General features: G+C 44.3%; 24 protein-coding genes and 1 tRNA gene. 13 read left to right on the forward strand and 12 right to left on the reverse strand.

All coding sequences use genetic code 11. The annotated features are described in order from the left end of the window. Nucleotides 1-17 precede the first annotated feature (17 nt). The 4 genes from ACHUET_RS07565 (at nt 18) to ACHUET_RS07580 (ending at nt 4,129) form a co-directional block, all read left to right on the forward strand. On the forward strand, nt 18-1,169 hold the full coding sequence (locus ACHUET_RS07565; protein WP_394211866.1) for an imelysin family protein: 1,152 nt from the start codon (nt 18-20) through the stop codon (nt 1,167-1,169). 9 nt (nt 1,170-1,178) lie between these two features. Then, the gene (locus ACHUET_RS07570) at nt 1,179-2,723 is read left to right on the forward strand and encodes a DUF1513 domain-containing protein (RefSeq protein WP_394211868.1); all 1,545 of its coding nucleotides are present in this window, start codon (nt 1,179-1,181) and stop codon (nt 2,721-2,723) included. Between the two features lie 163 nt (nt 2,724-2,886). Continuing rightward, a complete protein-coding gene (locus ACHUET_RS07575; RefSeq protein WP_394211870.1) occupies nt 2,887-3,420 on the forward strand; it encodes a M48 family metallopeptidase in 534 nt (177 codons plus the stop codon). Between the two features lie 106 nt (nt 3,421-3,526). After that, on the forward strand, nt 3,527-4,129 hold the full coding sequence (locus ACHUET_RS07580) for a methyltransferase domain-containing protein (RefSeq protein WP_394211872.1): 603 nt from the start codon (nt 3,527-3,529) through the stop codon (nt 4,127-4,129). Here ACHUET_RS07580 and ACHUET_RS07585 read toward each other — a convergent pair. Beyond that, on the reverse strand, nt 4,107-4,778 hold the full coding sequence (locus tag ACHUET_RS07585) for an HD domain-containing protein (RefSeq protein WP_394211873.1): 672 nt from the start codon (nt 4,776-4,778) through the stop codon (nt 4,107-4,109). The genes ACHUET_RS07580 and ACHUET_RS07585 overlap by 23 nt on opposite strands. 23 nt (nt 4,779-4,801) lie before the next feature. Then, the gene (locus tag ACHUET_RS07590; protein ID WP_394211875.1) at nt 4,802-5,710 is read right to left on the reverse strand and encodes a hydrogen peroxide-inducible genes activator; all 909 of its coding nucleotides are present in this window, start codon (nt 5,708-5,710) and stop codon (nt 4,802-4,804) included. Between the two features lie 266 nt (nt 5,711-5,976). Here ACHUET_RS07590 and ahpC point away from each other — a divergent pair, with 266 nt between their 5' ends. Beyond that, entirely contained in the window at nt 5,977-6,543 is a 567-nt protein-coding gene (ahpC, locus tag ACHUET_RS07595) for an alkyl hydroperoxide reductase subunit C (protein ID WP_394211877.1), read from the forward strand. Nucleotides 6,544-6,709: 166 nt separating this feature from the next. On the opposite strand, the gene ACHUET_RS07600 is transcribed toward ahpC, so the two are convergent. Then, nucleotides 6,710-6,958, reverse strand: a complete 249-nt coding sequence (locus tag ACHUET_RS07600) for a YdcH family protein (protein ID WP_394211879.1) — start codon at nt 6,956-6,958, stop codon at nt 6,710-6,712. A 362-nt stretch (nt 6,959-7,320) separates the two neighbouring features. On the opposite strand from ACHUET_RS07600, the gene ahpF reads away from it, so the two are divergent. After that, nucleotides 7,321-8,898, forward strand: coding sequence for an alkyl hydroperoxide reductase subunit F (gene ahpF, locus ACHUET_RS07605; RefSeq protein WP_394211881.1), 1,578 nt, complete (start codon nt 7,321-7,323; stop codon nt 8,896-8,898). A 264-nt stretch (nt 8,899-9,162) separates the two neighbouring features. Further along, entirely contained in the window at nt 9,163-10,611 is a 1,449-nt protein-coding gene (locus tag ACHUET_RS07610; protein WP_277077480.1) for an alanine/glycine:cation symporter family protein, read from the forward strand. Nucleotides 10,612-10,677: 66 nt separating this feature from the next. Here ACHUET_RS07610 and ACHUET_RS07615 read toward each other — a convergent pair whose 3' ends face one another. From ACHUET_RS07615 to ACHUET_RS07635, 5 genes are all read right to left on the reverse strand, one after another. Beyond that, the gene (locus ACHUET_RS07615; RefSeq protein ID WP_394211883.1) at nt 10,678-11,430 is read right to left on the reverse strand and encodes a glutathione S-transferase family protein; all 753 of its coding nucleotides are present in this window, start codon (nt 11,428-11,430) and stop codon (nt 10,678-10,680) included. A gap of 180 nt (nt 11,431-11,610) precedes the next feature. Continuing rightward, on the reverse strand, nt 11,611-11,943 hold the full coding sequence (locus ACHUET_RS07620; protein WP_071003008.1) for a protein tyrosine phosphatase family protein: 333 nt from the start codon (nt 11,941-11,943) through the stop codon (nt 11,611-11,613). A gap of 73 nt (nt 11,944-12,016) precedes the next feature. Then, nucleotides 12,017-12,343, reverse strand: a complete 327-nt coding sequence (locus ACHUET_RS07625; RefSeq protein WP_394211886.1) for a protein tyrosine phosphatase family protein — start codon at nt 12,341-12,343, stop codon at nt 12,017-12,019. Between the two features lie 218 nt (nt 12,344-12,561). Further along, complete coding sequence (locus ACHUET_RS07630) at nt 12,562-14,271, reverse strand: SulP family inorganic anion transporter (RefSeq protein WP_394211888.1); 1,710 nt, start codon at nt 14,269-14,271, stop codon at nt 12,562-12,564. Between the two features lie 54 nt (nt 14,272-14,325). Continuing rightward, nucleotides 14,326-14,688 carry an ArsR/SmtB family transcription factor gene (locus ACHUET_RS07635; RefSeq protein ID WP_394211890.1) on the reverse strand — a complete coding sequence of 121 codons (363 nt, stop codon included), beginning with the start codon at nt 14,686-14,688 and terminating at the stop codon, nt 14,326-14,328. Between the two features lie 295 nt (nt 14,689-14,983). Here ACHUET_RS07635 and ACHUET_RS07640 point away from each other — a divergent pair, with 295 nt between their 5' ends. The 4 genes from ACHUET_RS07640 to trxC all read left to right on the forward strand — a co-directional run bounded on the left by ACHUET_RS07640 (nt 14,984) and on the right by trxC (nt 17,313). Further along, complete coding sequence (locus ACHUET_RS07640) at nt 14,984-15,856, forward strand: MBL fold metallo-hydrolase (protein ID WP_394211892.1); 873 nt, start codon at nt 14,984-14,986, stop codon at nt 15,854-15,856. Nucleotides 15,857-15,916: 60 nt separating this feature from the next. Then, entirely contained in the window at nt 15,917-16,099 is a 183-nt protein-coding gene (locus ACHUET_RS07645) for a YgaP family membrane protein (protein WP_201597955.1), read from the forward strand. Nucleotides 16,100-16,123: 24 nt separating this feature from the next. Continuing rightward, nucleotides 16,124-16,744 carry a class I SAM-dependent methyltransferase gene (locus ACHUET_RS07650; RefSeq protein WP_394211894.1) on the forward strand — a complete coding sequence of 207 codons (621 nt, stop codon included), beginning with the start codon at nt 16,124-16,126 and terminating at the stop codon, nt 16,742-16,744. Between the two features lie 131 nt (nt 16,745-16,875). Beyond that, a complete protein-coding gene (gene trxC / locus ACHUET_RS07655) occupies nt 16,876-17,313 on the forward strand; it encodes a thioredoxin TrxC (RefSeq protein ID WP_394211945.1) in 438 nt (145 codons plus the stop codon). 156 nt (nt 17,314-17,469) lie between these two features. Here trxC and ACHUET_RS07660 read toward each other — a convergent pair whose 3' ends face one another. The 4 genes from ACHUET_RS07660 to ACHUET_RS07675 form a co-directional block, all read right to left on the reverse strand. Next, entirely contained in the window at nt 17,470-17,871 is a 402-nt protein-coding gene (locus ACHUET_RS07660; RefSeq protein ID WP_394211896.1) for a hypothetical protein, read from the reverse strand. A 185-nt stretch (nt 17,872-18,056) separates the two neighbouring features. Beyond that, the gene (locus tag ACHUET_RS07665) at nt 18,057-18,416 is read right to left on the reverse strand and encodes a SirB2 family protein (protein WP_394211898.1); all 360 of its coding nucleotides are present in this window, start codon (nt 18,414-18,416) and stop codon (nt 18,057-18,059) included. Between the two features lie 60 nt (nt 18,417-18,476). Continuing rightward, the gene (locus ACHUET_RS07670) at nt 18,477-18,797 is read right to left on the reverse strand and encodes a BolA family protein (RefSeq protein ID WP_238038898.1); all 321 of its coding nucleotides are present in this window, start codon (nt 18,795-18,797) and stop codon (nt 18,477-18,479) included. A 219-nt stretch (nt 18,798-19,016) separates the two neighbouring features. Further along, a complete protein-coding gene (locus tag ACHUET_RS07675; RefSeq protein WP_201597965.1) occupies nt 19,017-19,829 on the reverse strand; it encodes a M48 family metallopeptidase in 813 nt (270 codons plus the stop codon). 584 nt (nt 19,830-20,413) lie between these two features. Here ACHUET_RS07675 and ACHUET_RS07680 point away from each other — a divergent pair. Together ACHUET_RS07680 and nhaC are read left to right on the forward strand one after the other, a co-directional pair. Next, a tRNA-Gly gene (locus ACHUET_RS07680) sits at nt 20,414-20,488 on the forward strand. 228 nt (nt 20,489-20,716) lie between these two features. Continuing rightward, on the forward strand, nt 20,717-22,105 hold the full coding sequence (nhaC, locus tag ACHUET_RS07685) for a Na+/H+ antiporter NhaC (protein WP_394211900.1): 1,389 nt from the start codon (nt 20,717-20,719) through the stop codon (nt 22,103-22,105). Nucleotides 22,106-22,356: the final 251 nt, after the last annotated feature.

Below are 22,356 nucleotides of genomic sequence, written 5' to 3' on the forward strand. Positions count from 1 at the left end.
ACATTACCGAGAAATCTATGAAAATAAATCACGCTTTGGCGATGGCGCTATCTGCATTGAGTGCCGGGCTGCTGATCAGTTGTGTTAAACCTGCCGACGACAACAAATCTGCAGAAGTGAATAGTCAAGAAGTTGCAAAAGACAATATGGCTACTGACAGCACAGCAGAAAGCAGTAAGGAAAGCACTGAGCAGATCGTTGCGGTAGATATCAGTCCTGAGACCCAAAAAACGTATTTGACGCATGTGGCAGAGGACATTGTGATTCCTGCATATGCTGATGCCGCAAAGCAAAGTGATCTATTAAATGAATTGGCGCAAAAACATTGTCAGCAAGCACCAGTCAGCGGCGCTGAGCTACAAGCATTACGCGCGCAGTGGCTAGTATTGGCACAAGCATGGTCAAGTGCTGAGATGATTAATTTTGGTCCTGCGACTGCCAGTATGAGCAATTTGTACATCAACTATTATCCTGATGAACGCGGACTCGTACATAGCGGCGTGGCTGATTTGATTGCTGCCAATCCAACACTCACGCCAGAGCAGCTCGCGGGCGAGAGCGCTATCGTGCAAGGCGTACCAGGATTGGAAGAAGCCTTGTTTGCCAATGAGAGCTTGAATGCTGGACAATGTGCTTACGTGATTAGTGCGAGTAGTGCCTTGAGCACACGCCTAAAGGACATCGAGAAAAACTGGCAGCAAAACGCGACTGAGCTATTGGCGATAGATCAAACAGCAGAGAGCGATAGAGGTTTAAATCAGTGGATCAACTCTCTACTGTCACTGGTTGAGACCATGAAATCTAACGCCATTGACCAGCCACTCGGTCTGACGGGTAAAGCAAAAGGTCATTTACCAGCGGCGACTGCTGGTCAAAGCCGCGCTATTATCAATGCGAAACTAGACGCCATCAATAAAGCCATGACAGATCCCGTATTGACGGCGATACTTAATAGCAATGATGAGAGCACAGTGGCTAACAATCTATCGACGGCACTGGCTGACACAACGACCCTCTTGGCACAAATGCCAGAAGATTTATCAACTGCAAATAAAGATGATCAGCAGGCCCTATATGACCATCTCACTACCGTCACTCGCTTGATTAAACGTGAGCTAATCCCAGCACTGGGTATTCGTGTGGGCTTTAATAGCACCGATGGCGATTAAGTGATGTTTATGACTAAAAGCCATACGATGTCAGAAGATGAGCGTCATGACAGATCAGATGAGCCAGAAGCCAGTTCAGTAAGCCGTGAGCTTTTGACGACATCCATGCTCACGGCAGTCGGCACAGCAGCGCTGGTTGGTATTCACCATCGTTATCGTAAGCAGCAGCATCCAGATGCCAGTCTGCAAGATTATGTGACAGGTATTCGAGCGCAGTTGCAAGCATTGCAGTCGGGCGCTGGGTCAACGCCAAACCTCAAACGTTTTCGCTATGCTTGTCAGCAAGCAGCGGTGACGTGGCAGCAAGCTTACCATCATGTTATAGATGATAATGAGAATGGCGTGCTTGATCTTACTGCTATGCATACGACGACGATGCTCGCACGGCCTGTTCGCTGGGTCAGCGGTGTTGCATCTATGCCAAAAAATAACGCGTCATTGAATCAAAATGAGCATGACTTTGGCGTGGTAGGTATTGATGCCGATAGACAGATCGTTTGGCAGACGACTATGCCTGAACGTGTCCACGACATCGTTGTTCAGCCTGTATCTATTAATGTAACGGACGCTCAAGCTCAGCATAGCAATGCCTATCACAGCCGTGATGTCGTCGTCATGGGTCGTCGTCCAAGCGAAAAATTCTGGGTGCTTGATACCTCAAATGGACAAGTACAACATGCGATCAAAGCGGATCTACATCGTCATTTCTACGGCCATGCTTGTTATAGCTTAGATGGAAATTTGCTCTACGTAACTGAGAATGACACAGTGAGTCTGGCAGGTAAAATCGGTATCTATGATGCCAATGATGCTTATAAAAAAGTAGCAGAGTTTGACTCCTATGGTATCGGCCCGCATGAACTGATTATGCATCCTGATAGCGAAACGCTAGTCATTGCAAATGGGGGCATCAAAACCGAGCAGGCCTCACGTGAAGAGTTAAATTTAGATACTATGCGACCATCGCTGGTCTACCTGAATCGTTATGATGGCACACTGCTTGAGCAAGTGACTCCCGAGCATAATCAGATGAGCATACGCCACTTAGCCATGCATGATAATGGCACAGTGATGATCGGTATTCAGTTCCAAGGTGAGAAACATATCAATGTGCCATTGGTACTGACTCACCAGCGCGGTGATGCTAATTTTACACCACTGACTATGCCAAACAATCAATGGCAACGTTTTCACCAATATATCGCAAGCGTAGCCGTCGATAGCGACCGTAATTTGCTTTGTGTGACCACTCCGATTGGTGGCTGTGCGGCAATTTATGACTTATATACTCGAGAGTTGATTGATGAGGTAAGTTTGCCAGATTGTGCAGGGGCATCCGTCCTATCCAGTAATAGTGCAATCACCAATAACGTAGATGACATTAAACCGTCAGGATTTATCATCAGTGATGGGCAAGGGCAGTTAACAGCGCTAAGAGTAAGTGTTTCGTCAGAAGTCAAATTAGACGCAAACGATGCTGAACAACATGCTCGTATTATAAAGGATAGTAAGTTGCATATGATGTCCTTTGACAACCATTTGCAAGCGTTATAGTACGTAGCCATCGGTACAGTCACCGTCGTTGAGGAGATGAAGCATCAGCCTAGAGATCTGTTTAGACACTGTTAGAGAGCAGCTCGCACAGGCAAGTATTGAGCTGCATATCAGCAAAAAGCGTGTCAAAAATATCAATTTTCGCTTAAAGCCTCATACATTGATGGTCTCTGTACCAATCCATATCAGCGCGTCACAAACAGTTCATGCTGTTGCCAAGCGCGTGCCTTGGGCTATTGCGCATCACCCGCAAGTATTAGAACAACACCAGCGTAAACAAAGCGCGTCACCACATCCTGCAACTGCTAAGAACCCTGTTTATCTATGGGGTAAAGTACAGCCACTTACATTAAGTCATGATGAAAAAATAGCATACTATCGCCGACAGCTCTCCGGTATCATGCCGTCGCTATTTGAGAAATGGCAGCCAATCGTTGGTGCCTACGCCAATGAGATACGAGTAAAAAAAATGTACACGCGCTGGGGCAGCTGCAACACGCGCGCGAAGCGAATTTGGTTGTCCGTTTATCTCCCTGCTTATCCTATTGAATGCACCGAATATGTGATCGTCCATGAACTGTGTCATTTGCATCATGCCAATCATAGCCCAGCATTCTGGCAAACAGTGGCAACTGCAATGCCAGATTATCAGCAATGGCATAATATATTAGCGGGCAAGACAGGGCAGTTGGATTAAATATACTATCTAAATAATGTAGATAATTTCAACAAGCCTGATATGATAAGAAATAACGATACAAATTGTTTCGTTTAAATAATAGTTTTATATACAGGGATGTCAGATGGAAAATGTCAATCAAGCCGCTTTTTGGCAGGAGCGCTATGAGAAAAACAGTACTGGCTGGGATATGGGACAAGTATCACCACCGCTCAAAGCTTACATTGACCAGCTACCCGAAAGTGCCAAGGATGAGGCGATACTCGTACCAGGTGCTGGTAATGCTTACGAGGTAGGCTATCTATATGAGCAAGGATTTACCAATGTCACGTTGGTTGATTTTGCGCCAGCCCCGATTGAAGCCTTTGCTCGGCGCTATCCTGATTTTCCATCTGAGCATTTAGTCTGTGCGGACTTTTTTAGTTTATCAGTTGAGCAATATCAATTTGATTGGGTACTGGAGCAGACGTTTTTTTGTGCGATTAATCCAGCGCGCCGTGATGAGTATGTGCAGCAGATGGCAAAGTTACTAAAACCACAAGGCAAACTGGTTGGTTTGTTATTTGATACCGACTTTGGACGAGAGGAGCCACCATTTGGTGGCACTAAGGAAGAGTACCAGCAGCGTTTTCAAAGCCATTTTGATATCGATATTATGGAGACGAGCTATAATTCACATCCAGCAAGGCACGGTAGTGAGTTATTTATAAAGCTGCGAGCGAAGTAAGCTCGCGGTTGATATTGTCCCGAGCTTGCGCTTCTAATTGATTATAGTAATAATCAGTCAGATAGAGTTTGGGATGCGCTAATAATCCTTGTAATAACGCAGTGCGCCCATCACGGTAGTTATCATCTGCGACGTGTGCATATTCTTGACGTATTGCGTTTGCATACTGCTCATAGGTAGACCAAGGCGCACCCAAAATACTCAAATCCATATCCAATAAGTATGCCGCATCACTGTATTTAACACTATCTGTCGACTCGTCTATTTGATGATTGGCTGTCATCATGATGAGTGCGTAGATATATTGGCACTGTTCTGGGCTTAGATAAGAACTCAGTGCGTCTACTGCATATTCAGCGCTTTTTTGCTCATTATCTGCGCGTGTTGGGTCGTATATTACATCATGATAATACAGTGCCAACGCCACGATATGCGGCTCAGCCAAATAGTGTTTAATATTGTCGAATTGTACTAGTAACTGCTCAATATGACTCAGGGTATGATAAGCACGTTGTGATTCGCCATAACGCACAGAGATATCTTGCCAGAGCGCTTGTGCATTTTCTGGCATTACATCACTATTGAGAGCAGACAAGAATAAGTAAAAACGATTGCCTAGATCCATATTTATGAGTGGCAATTCATTCATAGTTAACCTTTTTCGCCTGCCAATTATTTTGTATTGGCCGCATCTTTAAACGCTTTGTTAAATACATCACCAAGCAAGCTAACATCATCGACACGCGCATAGTTTAAGCGGGTGACAAAGGCAATATGGCGGTGTGGTCCTTCTTCAGCCAGTGGTACAGCGACGGCATTTTGGTTTTGCAGGTGCAACTGATCGAGAGCCATTTCAGGCACTAGCGTCGTACCCATATTGGCAAGTGCCATTTGAATCAAAGTGTTTAGACTGGCATCCGAGAAGCTTGACTTCATCTGTGCACGGTCAAAATGACAGACAGATAGCGTCTGATCAGTTAGGCAGTGCCCTTCGCCTAATAGCATGAGATTGGCAGTGGCCAACTCGTCAGCATTGATGGTATCAAGCTTGGCATGTACATCGTCTTTTGGGAACACGGCAAAGAAGTCTTCACTCCAAAACTCAAAACTGTGCAGGCCATCTACAGCATACGGCAGCGCAATGATAGCGGTATCGATATGACCATAGCGCACTTGTTCGAGCAACCGCTCGGTTTGTTGCTCAACGATAGTCATGCGGAACTCTGGATACTGAGCACGCAGCGCAGGCAGCACCTTTGGTAGCAAGTAAGGGGCAATCGTGGGAATGATACCAACGGTCATCGGGTACGCCAGCGGTGTCTGATGGCTATGCGCGCGCGTGGTCAAATCACTCACTTCAGAGAACACTCGTTGCGCCCTTGTGAGGATTTCTTGACCGATAGGGGTAATCAGTACTTGCTTGTTATTACGCTCAAAAATCTGCGTATCTAACTGTTTTTCTAATTCTGCGATACCCAAGCTCAGAGCAGACTGCGAAATATTGCAATCTTCGGCAGCACGTTTGAAGTGACGATGTTTGGCGACGGCGAGCGCAAACTCAAGTTGTCGTAAAGTAATCATAAAACCTCTCTTTTAATGGGTTTTTAATGTAATTTATCATGTCAGCCAACCTTTATAAGGCAGCAAATGACCAGTTGTGTACTAATGATAGGATATAGAGAGAATAGTTTAACAAGTTTAATAAAACAAAACATCACATTAAAAACTTTTAACTGGATTAACCATAGGATTCGCGTATAGTTTGTCGGGTAGCCCAGAAAGCTAAAGGGCTAGTTAAAAAACCATACAAATAATTTTTAATTTAATTCACTATAAAGGAGCCAATCATGGCGTCTATTATCAATCAAGAAATCCCAGAATTTTCAGCTGATGCGTATGTAAACGGTGAGTTCAAAACCATCACGTCAGAAGACGTAAGAGGCAACTGGGCGATTTTCCTATTTTACCCAGCTGATTTTACCTTTGTTTGCCCAACTGAGCTAGAAGACATGGCTGCTCATTACGACGAGCTAAAAGGTTTGGGTGTTGAAGTATACTCAGTATCAACCGACACGCATTTCACGCACAAAGCATGGCATGATTCTTCAGAAGCAATCGGCAAAGTACAGTATCCAATGATCGGCGATCCTACTGGTAAAATCACTCGTGGCTTCAACGTCATGATTGAAGAAGCAGGTTTGGCTGAGCGCGGTACGTTCTTAGTAGATCCTGATGGCTTGATTCAAGTAGCAGAAATCCACGCTGGCGGTATTGGCCGTAGCGCAAAAGACATGCTACGTAAAGTAAAAGCAGCTCAGTACGTTCGTGAAAACGACGGCGAAGTTTGTCCAGCAGCTTGGGAACAAGGCGGCGATACACTTAAGCCAAGTCTTGACCTAGTTGGTAAAATCTAAGTAGCTATTTCATCCCTTAGATAAGGTAGTGCTGAATTTCATACTTTTATTGGAATCAGCTCTATAAATAAAGACCCCATTAACTGATGTTGATGGGGTCTTTTTATGGCGCTAGCTACAATCTTATGAGTCTTATTTGTTGATCATAAGCGTAGTAGGCGTAGTATTAGGCGCGAGATTGTTCTTTATTTTTATCAATAATCTTATAAATCTCGTCTTTGAGATGCAATTTACGCCGTTTCATTTGTTCTATTTCTTCTTCACGGCTGGCATGCTTGACTAGATCTTTTTCGAGGTAATTGATCTTTTGGTCAAGCTCGGTATGCTCATCAAAAATACTCGCAAAATGACTGTCTTTGAGCTTCAGTTCGGTAATAGTATCTCTATTATCGTGGAAAGTATCTGTTTTTCTCATGTGTTCATCCTTGTCATTAAACGCAAGCTTGTCACAAGCAATCGCGTATGGTGTTAAAAAAACGGCTTAACTTAAGAACTATTCTCGATTGTAGCGAAAAAATAGCCTAGATACTATGGCTATTATCCACCAGTGTATTTGTATTTAATTAATCAAACCTATTAATGATTAGTTTTATAAAACATAAGGTTTGAGTTTCTCAGCTTGCCCAAATGCTGCGAACACCTGATAATAGGGTCATTCAAGAGCGAAAGCTCGATATATACAATATTTTTTATAAAATTATTAAGTGTAAGAATTTCATATTTAAGCGTGCAGCATGACAGTTGCCGTTACATATTCAGTCATAATGAGGAACAAACATGATAGATCAGAATTTATTAGATGCGGTTAAGACATATAGCGAAAACATGACGCGCCCGATTACTTTTGTATTGGGTAGCGGTGAGCATAATAAGCGTGCTGAACTGGTTGATTTTTTGACCAAGATTGCGGGTACAACGGACAAAATTAACTTCGATGCAGAAGCGAATGATGACAGCTTACCAAGCGCGATTAGTTTTAAAGTAGTCAGTCATGTTGATGGAGAGATTGCTGACACAGGCATCATATTTAGTGGTATTCCTGGTGGGCATGAATTCACGTCATTGATTTTGGCAATCCTACAAGCGGGTGGTCATACGCTGAAATTGGATGAAGGTATTCAAAAGCTGGTCAAGCGCTTTAATAAGCCGTTACAGTTTCAGACCTACGTATCATTATCGTGCCATAGCTGCCCAGAAGTGGTTCAGGCGCTAAACCAATTTGCGCTGTTAAACGATGGCATAAGCAATGAGATGATCGATGGCGCGCTATTCCAAGAGCAAGTAGAAGCAAACAAAATCCAAGGTGTACCAGCAGTATTCTTGAACGGCAAACCGTTTGCCAATGGTCTGATTGACACTGCCAAACTGATTGGAAAATTACAAGAGCAGTTTCCAGATTTGCTGGCAGATGTGGAAGATGACGCTGAGCAATTAGAGCAGCAAGATGTCACTATCATCGGTGCGGGTCCTGCAGGCGTTGCAGCAGCTATTTATACCGCGCGTAAAGGTCTGAAAGTGACCATGGTTGCTGACCGTATCGGTGGACAGGTCAAAGACACGCAAGATATCGAAAACTTAATATCTGTGCCTTTAACGAATGGTACTGATTTATCGACTAATTTCGTCAAGCACTTGGCTGAATACAACATCACGCTAAAAGAGCATGTAAGTGTAAAAGACATCAGCGAGACAGAAGAAGAAAACTACAGCATCAACCTAAATACCGGTGAGACGTTTGAGACTCGCAGTATTATCTTGGCGACAGGTGCCCAGTGGCGTAAGCTTGGCGTACCAGGCGAAGAAGAAAACATCGGTAAAGGCGTGGCGTTTTGTGCCCACTGTGACGGTCCATTCTTCAAAGGTAAAGACATCTCAGTGATCGGCGGTGGCAACTCAGGCGTCGAGGCTGCGTTAGATTTGGCAGGTATTGTTAAGCACGTCACTGTATTAGAGTTCGCTGATGAGTTAAAAGCAGACCAGGTATTGATCAATAAGGCCAAAGAAAAATCCAATATTGAATTCATTACTGGTGCGGCGACGCAAGAGATTAAGGCGACTGATGGTAAGGTATCATCTATCGTCTATCAAGATCGCAGCACAGGTGAGACGCATGAGCGTGATTTATCAGGTGTGTTTGTACAGATTGGTCTCGTGCCAAACACTGAATTTATCAAAGGCTTTGTCGATTTAAACCGCTTTGGTGAGATTGAGATCGATGAGCGCTGCCGTACAGATCGCAAAGGTATCTTTGCCTGTGGTGATGTAACTACCGTACCATTCAAGCAGATTAATATTGCAATGGGCGAGGGTAGTAAAGCAGCATTGTCAGCGTTTGAATATTTGGTTATGCAGTAAGCTTCAGTATCAGAATTAGTCTCAGAAGAAAAAGCCATCTCAATTGAGGTGGCTTTTTTTTGCGTTTTTATAGGAATTTTTCTATAGAATAGCGCCTAAAGTTTAAAAACCAGTCATTTTGATGAGTGAATAAAGCAATTTCTCTCGAAAAATGTCATCATTTACGTTACAAATGCGCCATTTGCGTTACAAATACGGGTCTTAGATGCGATAATAAGCCCAATAAAACCTATCATAGCATCATGAACTATAAGGAAAATAGGCATGGAATATATAGAATCTTTTTTTGCCCTAGTCGGGGATCTAACGTGGGGCTGGGCACTCGTGCCTATGTTAATTATTTTTGGTCTATTATTTACCATTGTGGGCAGGTTCGCTCAGTTTACATATTTTAAACGTATGTTCCGTGTGTTTAAAACGGACGAAGTAGGAGACGATGGGATTTCTGCCCGTCAGGCGTTGCTCGTGTCGATCGGTGGACGTGTTGGTGGTGGTAACATTGCTGGTGTTGCCGTTGCAATCTCTTTGGGTGGTCCCGGTGCGGTTTTTTGGATGTGGGTTGTGGCCCTCATCGGCATGATGACCAGTATTGTTGAGTGTAGCTTGGCTCAGCTTTACAAGCGCAGAGACAATGATGGTAACTTTCGCGGCGGCCCTGCAACTTATATTTTACACGGTTTAGGTAAAGATTATCGTTGGCTCGCTGTCATTTATGCTATTGCTTTACTCCTATCTTTCTCCATTGGATTTATCGCATTCCAAGGTAATACGGTAGCAGGTTCCGCGCTTGAGAGCTTCGGGATTGATCGCTGGATATCAGGTGCGGTACTGGTGGTTGCGGGTGGATTTATCGTCTTTGGTGGTATCCAGCGTATTGCAAAAGTCGCTGACGTTGTGATTCCTGTAATGGCGCTGATTTACATTGGGATGGCACTAATTATCATCGTGTTGAATATCGCCGATCTGCCTGCATTGATGGCGATGATTGTTAAAAATGCATTTGGTATTGAATCCGTCGTTGGCGGTGGTATCGGTGTGGCGATTGAGCAAGGCATGAAGCGCGGTCTGTTCTCTAATGAGGCAGGTTTGGGTTCTGCGCCTAACATCGCGGCGACCGCTTATGCCACGCATCCTGTGAGCCAAGGTATCTCGCAGTCCCTATCGGTATTTATTGATACGATTGTTGTGTGTAGTGCTACGGCATTCATGATTTTGCTCAGCGGCGTTTATCAGCCAGGTGCCGAAGTCGATGGTATTGTACTGGCGCAGCAAGCGCTCACCGCTCAGCTGGGCGACTGGTCACAGTATGTATTAACCATCTCGCTATTGCTGTTTGCACTAAGCTCTATCATGTATAACTACTATATGGGCGAAAATGCGATTAACTTCTTGGTCAAGAAGAATATCAAAGCAGCGACCTTGGTATTACGCATTGTGGTGATTGCGATCTTGTTCTTGGGCGCGGTAGCACCTGCGGCAACCACTGTCTTCTTCTTCGCTGATCCATTGATGGGCGTACTCGCACTAGCCAACTTACTCGCATTAATTATGCTGTTCCCACGTGCCAAGCGCTTACTTGACGACTTTGCCCGTCAATTAAAATCAGGCGTCAAAGAGCCATTATTCGATGCGCAAGAGTATGAGAAATTAGATCTCGATCTGAGTGCATGGGGCAAAAAAGCAGTAAAAGAGGCGTTAGAGCAAAAACAGTAATACGCTTAACGTCTTATTAAAAAAAACCACTTTGGCTCAGCTGAAGTGGTTTTTTTGTGGAAAGTATTATTTAGCTGACAAAACACCCGATAACGAGACAATCTCACCCGCTTCATCTTCTTCGATAATCCGTGTCTCTTGTAGTGCTGCTTGAATCCAAGTCTTGATATGCGGATTATTCAGCATGGTCTGGCAATACTGCTTGGTAAGCGGTTGCAAAGTGATATTGGACGCATCGGCGTAGGTCTGTAATCGCAGCACTACTGGGGCAAAAAAGACATCAGCTGCTGTGAAATGTCCAAACAAATAACTGTCTTCTGAACGTCCCTTTAAGCAATCGGCAAAAATAGCCTCAATACGAGCAATATCAGATAAGCACACCTCACTTGGATGTATTTTAGCAGTTGCTCTGATATTCATCGGCATCTCATTACGAATACCTGATAATCCTGAATGCATCTCAGCAATGATGCTTTGGCAATAAGCGCTGTTGATTCTGTTTTGATGGTCAGTTTGAGCGTTAGTGACAGATTTTTTGATGCCTGTCCAAATATTGATATCCGTAAAATACTCATTAACATGCATCGCAATGGCGAGCGTATCCCAGACAGTGACTTTTTCATCACCTTCACCGTAGACCAATACAGGGACTTTTCCCGTTGGCGAATGCGCCTCAAGTATTGGGCGGGCTGAGGCATCAAACAATTCAATCAGCTGCTCGTCAAAGTCAACATTGAACGCTTTTAGCAATAGCCAAGCGCGCAGCGACCAAGATGAGTAGTTTTTATTGCCGATGATCAGTAGTGGTTTTTGCATCATACAGTCCTATCAATCCATGTCTATAAAATTTTATTATGTACTCAATATTGAGAATTAACCAATCTATAATTTGCGTGATATCTCTATCATTTAAATGATATCCCAAAAAAAAGCCCATCCAATATGTGGACGGGCATTTTTATTTTCAGCGGTAGCAAATTTTATTAATTTGATGAAAGACTAGTCATCTAACAAATCCATTTGCTTGGCGGCTTCATAGATACCGTTTGAGCGATTGCCCGTACGGCAAAAGATAAGCATTGGTTGCTCAGCTTGATTAAAGAAATCTGCAAATGCTTCGACATGCTGCTGCGTCAAGCCATTACCTGAGAATGAAATCTCTTTATAAGCAAGTCCTGCTTCTTTAGCAGCGGCTTCAATCTCTGCACTGGTTGGCTGATTTGGCTCTTCACCATCAGGACGATTGTTGATGATGGTTTTAAAGCCGTTTTCGGCAATCATAGGGACTTGGTCAGGGGTAATCTGTCCGGTAAAGCTAACTTCATGGCTCATAGGAGCTCCTTTTTTTATTGGTTCGGTGGGTGTTATAAAATAATTGGTCATTCAACTAAAGCGATAAATGTAGCTATAGCAGGCCTTGCATCAACGCGCTCTGATACAGCAGTTTGGCGCGTGCGCCCGTACCGCAAAACATCAATATAGGTTTTGGCATTGCATGGTAAAACTCAGCAAACTGCTCTACGGTCAGCATACTCAAGCGCTCATCATCAAATGGCAAATGATGGTAGGTTAGATTTGCGTCCTTAGTAGCATTTGCAAAATCGCAGCTATTAGGCTGTGTCTCGATCTCAGCGTCTGGACGTATATTAAGTACTGAGCGATAGCCAAGCTCGGCAATTTTGATACATTGGCTTGGATAGATTTGCTTATAAATCGTTAGATCATCAGTCATAAATAGGGTCTATTATCGTTATTAATAGGCGTTTATCATTGAGGTTTTGGCAAAAATTATCATCGGGTGATCAAGTATTATTGAGACCAAAGTGATAGGCGTTCACGCTCCATTAGCCTATGCTCAGCCGCTCTAGCATAACACAGGCGCTATGATAGCGATATGTGGTGATAGACCACGATAGCAGACTGCGAGTCTGATATACGCCGCGGTAGCAACTAGTGGGGTGTTAACGCATCAACCGCATCTAACGTACTGAGATAGACCTGCCCTGACAGCTCGCTAATGAGCGGGGTCTGGCCGATGATATCCATGACAGGGCCCTTAATAAAGCTAAAATGTAAGCGCTTGTCTTGCAGCGCAAGCTCTTTATTTAAGGTACTGAGCATCTCTTGTGCTGTCAGATCAATATGATTGACCGCGGCCATGATCAAAATAATTTCCTGCGCTGCTGGATATTGCTGCATGGCATTTAGAATACGGCGGTGTACCGATTCACTATTACCAAAAAACAGACTCTCATCGATACGCAGCATCAGTAAATTGTTAAAAGTCACCACATCGTGACGATTGATATTGCGAAAGTGTCCTGTACCGCCTAGCTGTCCCACGATGGCGACATGTGGCTTACTTGATTGCCAAATCAGGCTGGCGAATGACACCATTAGGCCAATGACCAAACCTGTATTGAGCCCAAATATAAGCACACCGACGAACGCTGCCAAGAAGCTAGACCCATCCAAGCGATCGCGTTGCCAAGCAGACTTTAAGGTCGCAATATCTATCAGGCCAATGATAGAAGCCATGATGGTTGCACCGAGTAGCGCATAAGGCAAGGGTGCGAGTGCATTACTAAAGGCAATCAGCGCGGCAATCATTACCAGCACCGTCACAAGGCTGGCAAGGGGTGTCTTTGCTCCTGAGTCAGCATTGATCGCCGTGCGCGAAAAGCCACCTGCGACCGCAAAGCTTTGAAACAGCCCGCCAGATAGATTGGCAAGACCAAGACCAGTCAGCTCATGGTTGGCATCGAAGCTCTCACCGCGCAATCGTGCATAAGTACTTGCAACAGAACTGCTAGAGACAAAGACGATCAGTGCCATCAACCCTGCGGTCGGCAAGAGCTTGAGCGCTTCTTGCAGGTCGGTCATATGCGGTAGCGTAAAGCTGGGTAAACCTTGTGGAATACTACCAATAGTCGCAACCCCTAGCGAATTCCAGTGTAATAGCATGCTCAGAACAATGGCAATACCTATTAAAACCAGTGGAAATAAGCGTTCGGCCCATTTGGCATACGATGACGACAGCCACGTTCGCCATACCCATTGACTCGCATAGCGGTTAGCGACCAAGAGCGCAAACGCGGTAATACCAATCACTAAGGTTAGCGGATGCACCTGACTGGCATAGCGCTGCATGGTAGATAAATAGCCAACCAAGCTGCTACCAGCGATGGGTATCGCCATCAGATACTTTAGCTGACTGACAAAGATAAGCACTGCAGCCCCGCTCACAAACCCTGCTGAGACGCCGCGACTGATAAACTGCATGATCCAGCCAAGCTTCAGCCGCCCTGCAATCCACAGCAGCGCCCCTACCATGAGTGCCAGCAAACTCGCCATCAGAGCATACTGCTCTGTGCCTTGCTCAGCATAAGGTAGCAAACCACTGGCCGTCATAATAGCGGTGATCGCGACGGGCCCAACCGCTTGTACGTTGCTAGAACCCAGCCAAGCATAGACGAGCACAGGCACGATCGCAGAATATAGACCATACACGGGCGGTAGACCAGCAAGGACTGCATAGCCTAGGCTTTGCGGTATCACCAGTACGCCCACCACCAGTCCTGCGACGAGATCGGTCGGTAACGCTGTGAGCTGGTATTGGCGCAGCCAAGTAGGAATCAGACGAGCAGCGAGAGAAGACATATCAATACATCACCAAGATAGAAAGCAGTATAAAACAGTCAGGCGAATACGGCATTATTCGGTTTTGGCACAAAATCTCTGATAAAGCAGCTCTAGTACGGCCAAGGCATCATCACTTGCGATGCTATAGTAGATTTGCTTGCCTTCACGGCGTGTCGCAACCAGCTCGTCTTTACGCAAGATACCCAGCTGCTGCGACAAACTTGGTTGTCCAACACCGACCAGTCCTTCAAGCTCACCGACGCAATATTCACCTTGTGTCAACTGGCAGAGTAGAAGTAGGCGATCAGGATGCGAGAGCGACTTTAGTAGCTGGCTGGCTTGCATCGAGGCTTGTTGCATTTGTTTAGCAAGATCGATAGATGAAAAGTCTGCGCTATCAGATGACACATCATCGTTAGCGCTATGAGTAGACATACTCATTGCTGAATTAGAAGTAGCCAGAATAAGCTCCTTATATAATAAGGCAGTCACTGCCATATTATTTTTAATAATATATGGTTGATTATCAATGATATCGCGCCACATAGCAAGATATCATTATTTACATTATATAAATTGATAAAATGTATTGCAGTTGCTATATTGGTGATAACAAAAAGTCGTAAATATAAGCAAACATTATATACGACTCAATATCATACTTAAGGGTTAATTAGAGATAAAAAAAGCCCTATAGCAAAAACATTCATAGATAAGTAAAGAGGCAACCATGCAAGTTCATTCTTTCTTAGATAGAGACACAGAAACCTACACTCATGTACTTGCCGATGTCGAGCAGCAAGTGTGTGCGATTGTCGATCCCGTATTAAATTTTGATGCAAAATCAGGCAGGACGAGCACGAGCAGCGTTGACGAGGTCATTGAGTTCGTACGTGAGAATGATTGGACGCTCGAATACATTATTGAAACTCATGCGCATGCTGATCATTTATCGGCAGCTATCCACGTCAAAGAAAGCCTTGGTGGGCAATTGGTCATTGGGCAGCACATCACTGAAGTACAAAAAATATTTAAGCAAATCTTTAACTTTGATACCAGTTTCCGCACTGATGCCAGTCAGTTTGATATTTTGACGGACGATGGTGAGACGCTAGCGCTTGGTAGTATCACTATCACTGCGATGTATGTGCCAGGACATACCCGTGCTGATATGGCTTATATGGCTGCTGATAATGAGAAAACAGTGGTGTTCGTCGGCGATACATTGTTTGCGCCTGACGTGGGTACCGCTCGCTGTGATTTCCCAGGTGGTGACGCAAAGACGCTTTATCGCTCTATTCAAAAACTGCTCGCACTCCCTGAAGATACTGTGATGTACTTGTGTCATGATTATCCTAGTAAGGGTCGCCAGCATTGCCCAACGACCACGGTTGCGGCGCAAAAATTAGAAAATATCCATGTCAAAGACAGTATCAACGAAGCAGAGTTTGTGCAAATGCGTGAGCGCCGCGATGCGACCTTGGACATGCCGCGTCTGATTATCCCAGCGGTACAAGTGAATATTGATGCGGGGCATTTTCCAGAGCCAGAAGACAACGGTACGCGTTATCTGAAAGTACCCATCAATGTACTCGGTGAATAAACCAAGTTGCGCCATTGACGATCGTTACTACTTAATAAATGACATATAAAAGGCACAGCCATGAAAATAAATATCGGCAGTACTGAACGGTTACTACGTATTATTGTTGGCGTGGTGATTATCGCATTAGGTATATATTATGGCAGTTGGTGGGGCGTAATCGGCTTAGTTCCTTTACTAACAGGATTATCGCGTTTTTGCCCTCTGTATAGCATGCTTGGTATGAATACCTGCAAGCGCTAAGTGGTTCAATAAAGGGAGAAGACAGTGAATCCATACGAGCGTTATGTATTGCCAAAGCTGATAGATGTCGCTTGTAGCACAGGCAATGTAATGAAAGCTCGGTCCAAAATTGTTCCTCAGGCGCTCGGTGAGGTATTAGAGGTTGGCATTGGTAGCGGTCTAAATTTGCAGTTTTATGATTCCAAAAAAGTCTCTGCTATTATCGGTATTGACCCAGCGGCTCAGATGCAGACGCTAGCACGGCAGCGAGCCGCTGACATTAGCATTCCAGTTGATGTGGTAGCGGTGGATGTGCAGGGTATTCATGCTGATACGGATCGATTTGATACTATTGTTATGACCTTTACCCTATGCAGTATCGACGATCCGATCTCAGCATTACAAGAAATGACGCGTGTGCTGAAACCTGACGGTCGCTTGTTATTCTGTGAGCATGGCTTGGCGCCAGACATTTCTGTCGAGCGCTGGCAGCATCGATTGACGCCTTTTTGGAAACCGATGGCAGGCGGTTGTCATTTAGATCGTGATATTCCAGCGTTAATTAGAGCAGGTGGTTTTTTCATCGATGAGTTGAGCGAAGCGTACTTACCCGGTCCACGACCGATGAGCTATGTGTATAGTGGTGTGGCACAGCAAGTGGTATAAAGAACGAGTATCAGCAACTATGTTAAAATGATTTATGTAAGTATTTTGTGCAGACAGCTTTTATTCGCAGATACCAATAACAAATCTTTAAGAAGCAAAGCGATTAGAATAATTAAAATAGGAGTCAAATGATGAGCGAACACAGTTTTCATTTAGTATGCCCACATTGCCAAGCAACCAATCGCGTGCCTGCTGCACGGCTGAGCGCGGCACCAAAATGCGGCAAATGTAGTCAACCATTATTGACCGCAAGCCCGCATGAGCTGAATGCACAAACGGCAAATAAGGTTATCCAAAAAAACGACGTATTGACCATCGTGGATTTTTGGGCGAGCTGGTGTCAGCCGTGTATTATGATGGCGCCAGAGTTCAAGACGGCTGCTGATCAATTGCCGCAGGTGGTGTTTGCCAAAGTACAAACAGATAAATACGAGCAAGCGGCAGCCCCTTATAATATCCGAAGCTTACCGACGATGGTTGCTTTTAGAAATGGTAAGGAAGTCGCGCGTCAGTCAGGCGCACTACCAAGCAACCAAATTGTTCAGTGGGTGCAAAGCTTGCAGGCATAGAGCTTAGTAAAGTAGTATTACTCAGATCAGATTATGACTTATCAAAGTTATAGCCAGAAAAAAGCCAGTACGTTTATCGCGTATTGGCTTTTTTCTTGTGTCATGATAATAATTTAACAGTACTGTATTACCGCTAGATTTTTCTTGGCCTAAATCTTATTCACCATAAATTTTGATGCCATTGGCAAAACTACAGCGTTGAATACGGGCAGATTGGACAATGGCATCACGCTCACCATAGAGCCGCGATAACTTTGCATCACGCGCTTTGGTATTATTGCTTTTGCCAACCCCAAAGCTAATATTGGGAGAGATACCCCAACGTCCTGCAGAGACGCCAACCCCAACACCCGAGGCCGACAAGGTAGATTGCTCATTGCGCGCCGCTTCGACATAACGGTTGACGCGATTGTATTCTTGGCTCAATGCTTGGCAATCATAGTTTTGATAAGTACTTGGCGGCACATATTGCGGCGTGACATTGCCAGTAGAGGCACAGCCTGAGAGCGCAAAAACGCCAACTGTTGCCAGTAGTGTCGCTGTGGTAAACGTTTTCATAGTGGCTCCATTAGGCTAAGTGATTGTATTTATATCTATTTAAGATAGCAAAAATAGCATGATTAAGATATTGAAAAAATATAAATGGTTAAATATTTTATTGTCTTATCAATACTGCCGCTTGTGCGATAGCAGTACGATATTTACTCAAAATATTGAAGCTCTGCTACAACAACAATTACTTATCAAAATAGGTTGGCGGGTTTGGCAAAGGCAAGTATCACAATGCCAACATACGCGACAGCTGCAATCAGGATACCTGTTTTGCTCTGAGTGGGTGTCGCATGGGCATTAAAGGCTTTGATGCTTGAGCTAATCGCCGCGATAAGTAAGATAATTTTGGCAAATACCCACTGTACAGGGGCATTAACACTCATCAGTTGCATGAGCATGATCGCACCTGACAGGATCAGTAGTGCGTAGATAATATGAGTGGCGATTTTGACCACACGTGGCGCGCGTCTATTTGCGCTGAGCACTAAGTAGCTTTGATATAAGAACAGCACAATGGTCAGTACCGCCATCAGCATATGTAGGTGTTTCATCGAATATTGCTCCTGCTAGAACTGCATTATATGGGCTTATTTAAAACATTTTATTTTCAGCTACTTATTTTGACCCGCGCATAATGGACTGTCAGGGCTTTGACCTTGCCATTCTGTCGGCGTGTAGGCATGAATGGCTAAGGCATGTACTTGACCGCCTTGTGACGTCAATAAAGACGTAACCAATCCATATATTAGCTGATGACGCCCGACCAATCGCTTGCCCTCGAATGCCTCACTGACAATAGTGAGCTTAAAGTGGCTTTCTTTGCCTTCGAAGTAGCCAGCATGGGCCATTGACTCATTGATCAGCTCGATGTGCTGCGGGTCTAGAGCCTGTAGCTTGGCATGAAGTGCATCGGCGGTAGGTGTAGTGCTCATAACAATCCTTCAATGTATATTGCGCAATTCTATTAGGCAATCTGCAAATGATATCTATCGACATTATAGCAGACAGAGCAATCGATATAGTACGTGATTAAAAAGCCTTTACTGTCTAAGCAAACCCCAATAAAAAAGCAAAGCACAACACGTTGGTTGTACTTTGCTTTTTGTATTTACATACTTGATAAATCAAACATCGAAGTGGAGGGCGACGTATTAACGACGTGACCTTTGATACAGTGGCATTACTTTTGGCATCAACGATTGTAGCTCCGCGATACGGCTGCTACTTGTTGGGTGAGTGCTTAGGAATTGAGGCGGCTCGCCTTGGCTCGCACGCTGCATTTTTTGCCATAAAGTAATAGCGGCTTGCGGGTTGTAACCTGCACGTGCCATTAACTCAAGACCAATTTGATCAGCTTCGCTCTCTTGGGTACGACTGTGCGGACGGCTCAAGCCTAGATCGCCAGCAACGCTTGCTAGCTGTGCTTGACCTTGTGATAGACCAAAGATACTGGCAGCAACACCGATGCCTGTTTGGGTCGCGTACTCGCGTGAGATACGTTCACGTGAGTGCTCACGTAATGCGTGAGAGATTTCATGACCCATGATTGCAGCAATCTCATCATCAGTTAAGTTCAGACGATCAATGATGCCTGAGTAAAACATAACCTTACCACCTGGCATAACAAAAGCATTTAACTGGTCAGATTTGATCGTGTGTACTTCCCATTTCCATTTTGCTGCATCTGCACGATAAACACCCACTTGACCAACCAAACGATTAGCAATATTTTTCAAGCGATTTAATTGGGCGGTATTGGTATCCAATACACCTTTGGATCTTGCATCTTGCAATGTCTTAGCGTAGCTCTGTGCAGATAGCTGCAGTACTTGCTCGCTAGAGACCAACAATAACTGCTGACGATCGACGCCGATGGCACCAGTATTGGTCGTACTGGTACAACCAGTCAATGTCAGCGCGGACAATGAAGCCGCCATCACACTAGTGGTCAATAGTTTTTTCATGAAAAGCATCCTCTCGATAAATGATAAAAAGCAAAATCAAACAAAGTAAATCGCGTTGCAGTAGGTGATTGCGCTATTTTTTATGGCTCTTTATTGACGCCCAATCATCTACTAAGACAGTAAAAGCCTGTTCGAGCTGTCATTGTAGATAAGTATAATAATGTTAACCAAGTAAAACCAAGATAGGAAAAGTAACAATAGAGCGTATGATTGTAAGTGAAACAGACATTGCTCATAACGAAGTAACGTTTTGCTTTTAGTGATAGCAAAAAAAATTATAGTCATTTACAAATGTGACATAAGGTAAATTGTAGACTGATAAGGTTTAACCGAAGTAATAGGTATCAATGACAGAGGATAAACCTCAAAGTGCTATTATTAATATAAAATAATTTATATTTCTCTAAAAGTAATTCCTGTTTTTAAATCAATTGCTTATGTTGCATTTCCTCAAAAACGAAGGTCTGGACTAAAAATATTAGCCATAATTTTTAAAAAAGGTGTTGACACCCACAGAATATTTGCTAAAATAGCCAGCCTATCGAGACGGAGTAGTTGTTAACAACACGATGATTCGATAATAAGCGGGAATAGCTCAGTGGTAGAGCATAACCTTGCCAAGGTTGGGGTCGAGAGTTCGAATCTCTTTTCCCGCTCCAAATATGGCTTGAAAAAGCGCAAAAAGCCTCACTTCATAGTGAGGCTTTTTTTTATGCGTAAAATCCAACTTAGCGCTACTTTTTAAATGAATAATGGAAGATGAAGGACAGATCGACGCTCTATGGAAAGAAGACAAAGTAGCAATGGCTGTCATGGGTGCTATGCACTAGACGTATCAACCTAAATACTTGAGTATTTTCAATCTATAAGCAATATAAGGGCACGTCATGCCACCAAAACCGCTCACCCAGATCAGCGCCAAGCTTGCCTTTATTATCTCAGCCATCGTCATCGCCATTATGGGTATTACCATGATTGGCTTTGGCTGGGTACCGCATTTGTCTCTTATCTTGGTCATCTGCGTCCTGCTCGCTATCGGTATGACCAAAGGTCTGAGCTTTGATGACATGCAAGCACAAATGGCCTCAGGCGTCATGCGCGGTATTGGTGCCATCTATTTGTTCTTCTTTATTGGTCTGATGGTTGCGGCTCTCATGATGTCAGGGGCCATTCCCACACTCATGTATTTTGGTTTTCAGCTCATCTCACCTGAGTACTACTACATCTCCGCTTTTATCTTGACCTCCATTATTGGTATCGCTTTAGGTAGTAGTTTGACCACGGCTGCCACACTGGGGGTGGCCTTCATCGGCATGAGTAATGCCTTTGATGCCAATGTGGCGATAGCGGCTGGTGCGGTGGTATCAGGTGCGTTCTTTGGTGATAAGATGTCGCCTTTGTCTGATACCTGTACCATTGCGTCCTCTGTGGTGGGTATTGATCTGTTTGAGCACATTCGCAACATGATGTATACGACAGTGCCTGCGTGGATACTCACGGTAATTCTGTTCTGGATGTTCTCAGGGCAGACGACCAGCGCTGATTTGAGTCAAGTGACCATACTACAAGGACAGCTGATAGACAGTGGCCTGGTTCATGGGTATTCGGTACTGCCTTTTGTGATATTGGTGGGGTTAGCTCTGTTTCGGGTCAATGCGATTTATACGATTATTTGTACGATTGCAGCAGCACTCATCATTACTTATGTACACAGTTCACCAAGCTTTGGTCAGTTGGGCGGTTATCTGTTTGCCGGTTATGCGCCTGCTGAGTCATTAGAGCTGGGTGAGGTGGGCGGTATGCTGTCACGCGGCGGTGTACAGAGTATGTTCTTTACACAGGCAATTGTGATACTGGCATTAAGCTTAGGTGGGTTATTAACAGCACTAGGTATTCTGCCAGCACTGCTGTCTGGTATTAAGGACACATTGACGACATCAGGACGAGCGATCTTTGCGGCAGCGATGTCGGCACTGAGCATTAACGTGCTGATCGGTGAGCAGTATTTGAGTATTCTATTATCCGGTACGGCATTTCGTTCAACGTTTGAGCGTTTGAACTTACATCCGAAGAATTTGTCTCGGACGATTGAGGATGCAGGAACGGTGATTAATCCGCTGGTGCCTTGGAGTGTGTGCGGGGTGTTTATCAGTCAGGCATTAGGGGTGCCGGTATTAGAGTATTTGCCGTATGCGTTCTTCTGTTATTTGTCACTGCTATTAACACTGCTATTCGGCTTTACGGGGGTGACGATTAGTAAGAGGGTAAGCAGGTAGTGATTTTAATAAGGACAGTTTATAGATAGTGCTATTTCTATAATAGTTAACTTATTTCTTATCTTAAGATCCGAAGCATTATATGAGTGCAGTTATTTGTGGTGAGACACGTATTGCTTCATTTGAGAGTGTAGATATCTGAGCGTGATAGTAGAGTAGACGTATATAAGCCGCAAAAAGCATCATCAAATGAGTAGTCGGATGATGCTTTTATGATTTTAGTCATGACACTTTTTAATAAAAACTTTTAA

The organism is Psychrobacter piscatorii (assembly GCF_043641605.1).
Classification (GTDB): Bacteria; Pseudomonadota; Gammaproteobacteria; order Pseudomonadales; family Moraxellaceae; genus Psychrobacter; species Psychrobacter piscatorii_C.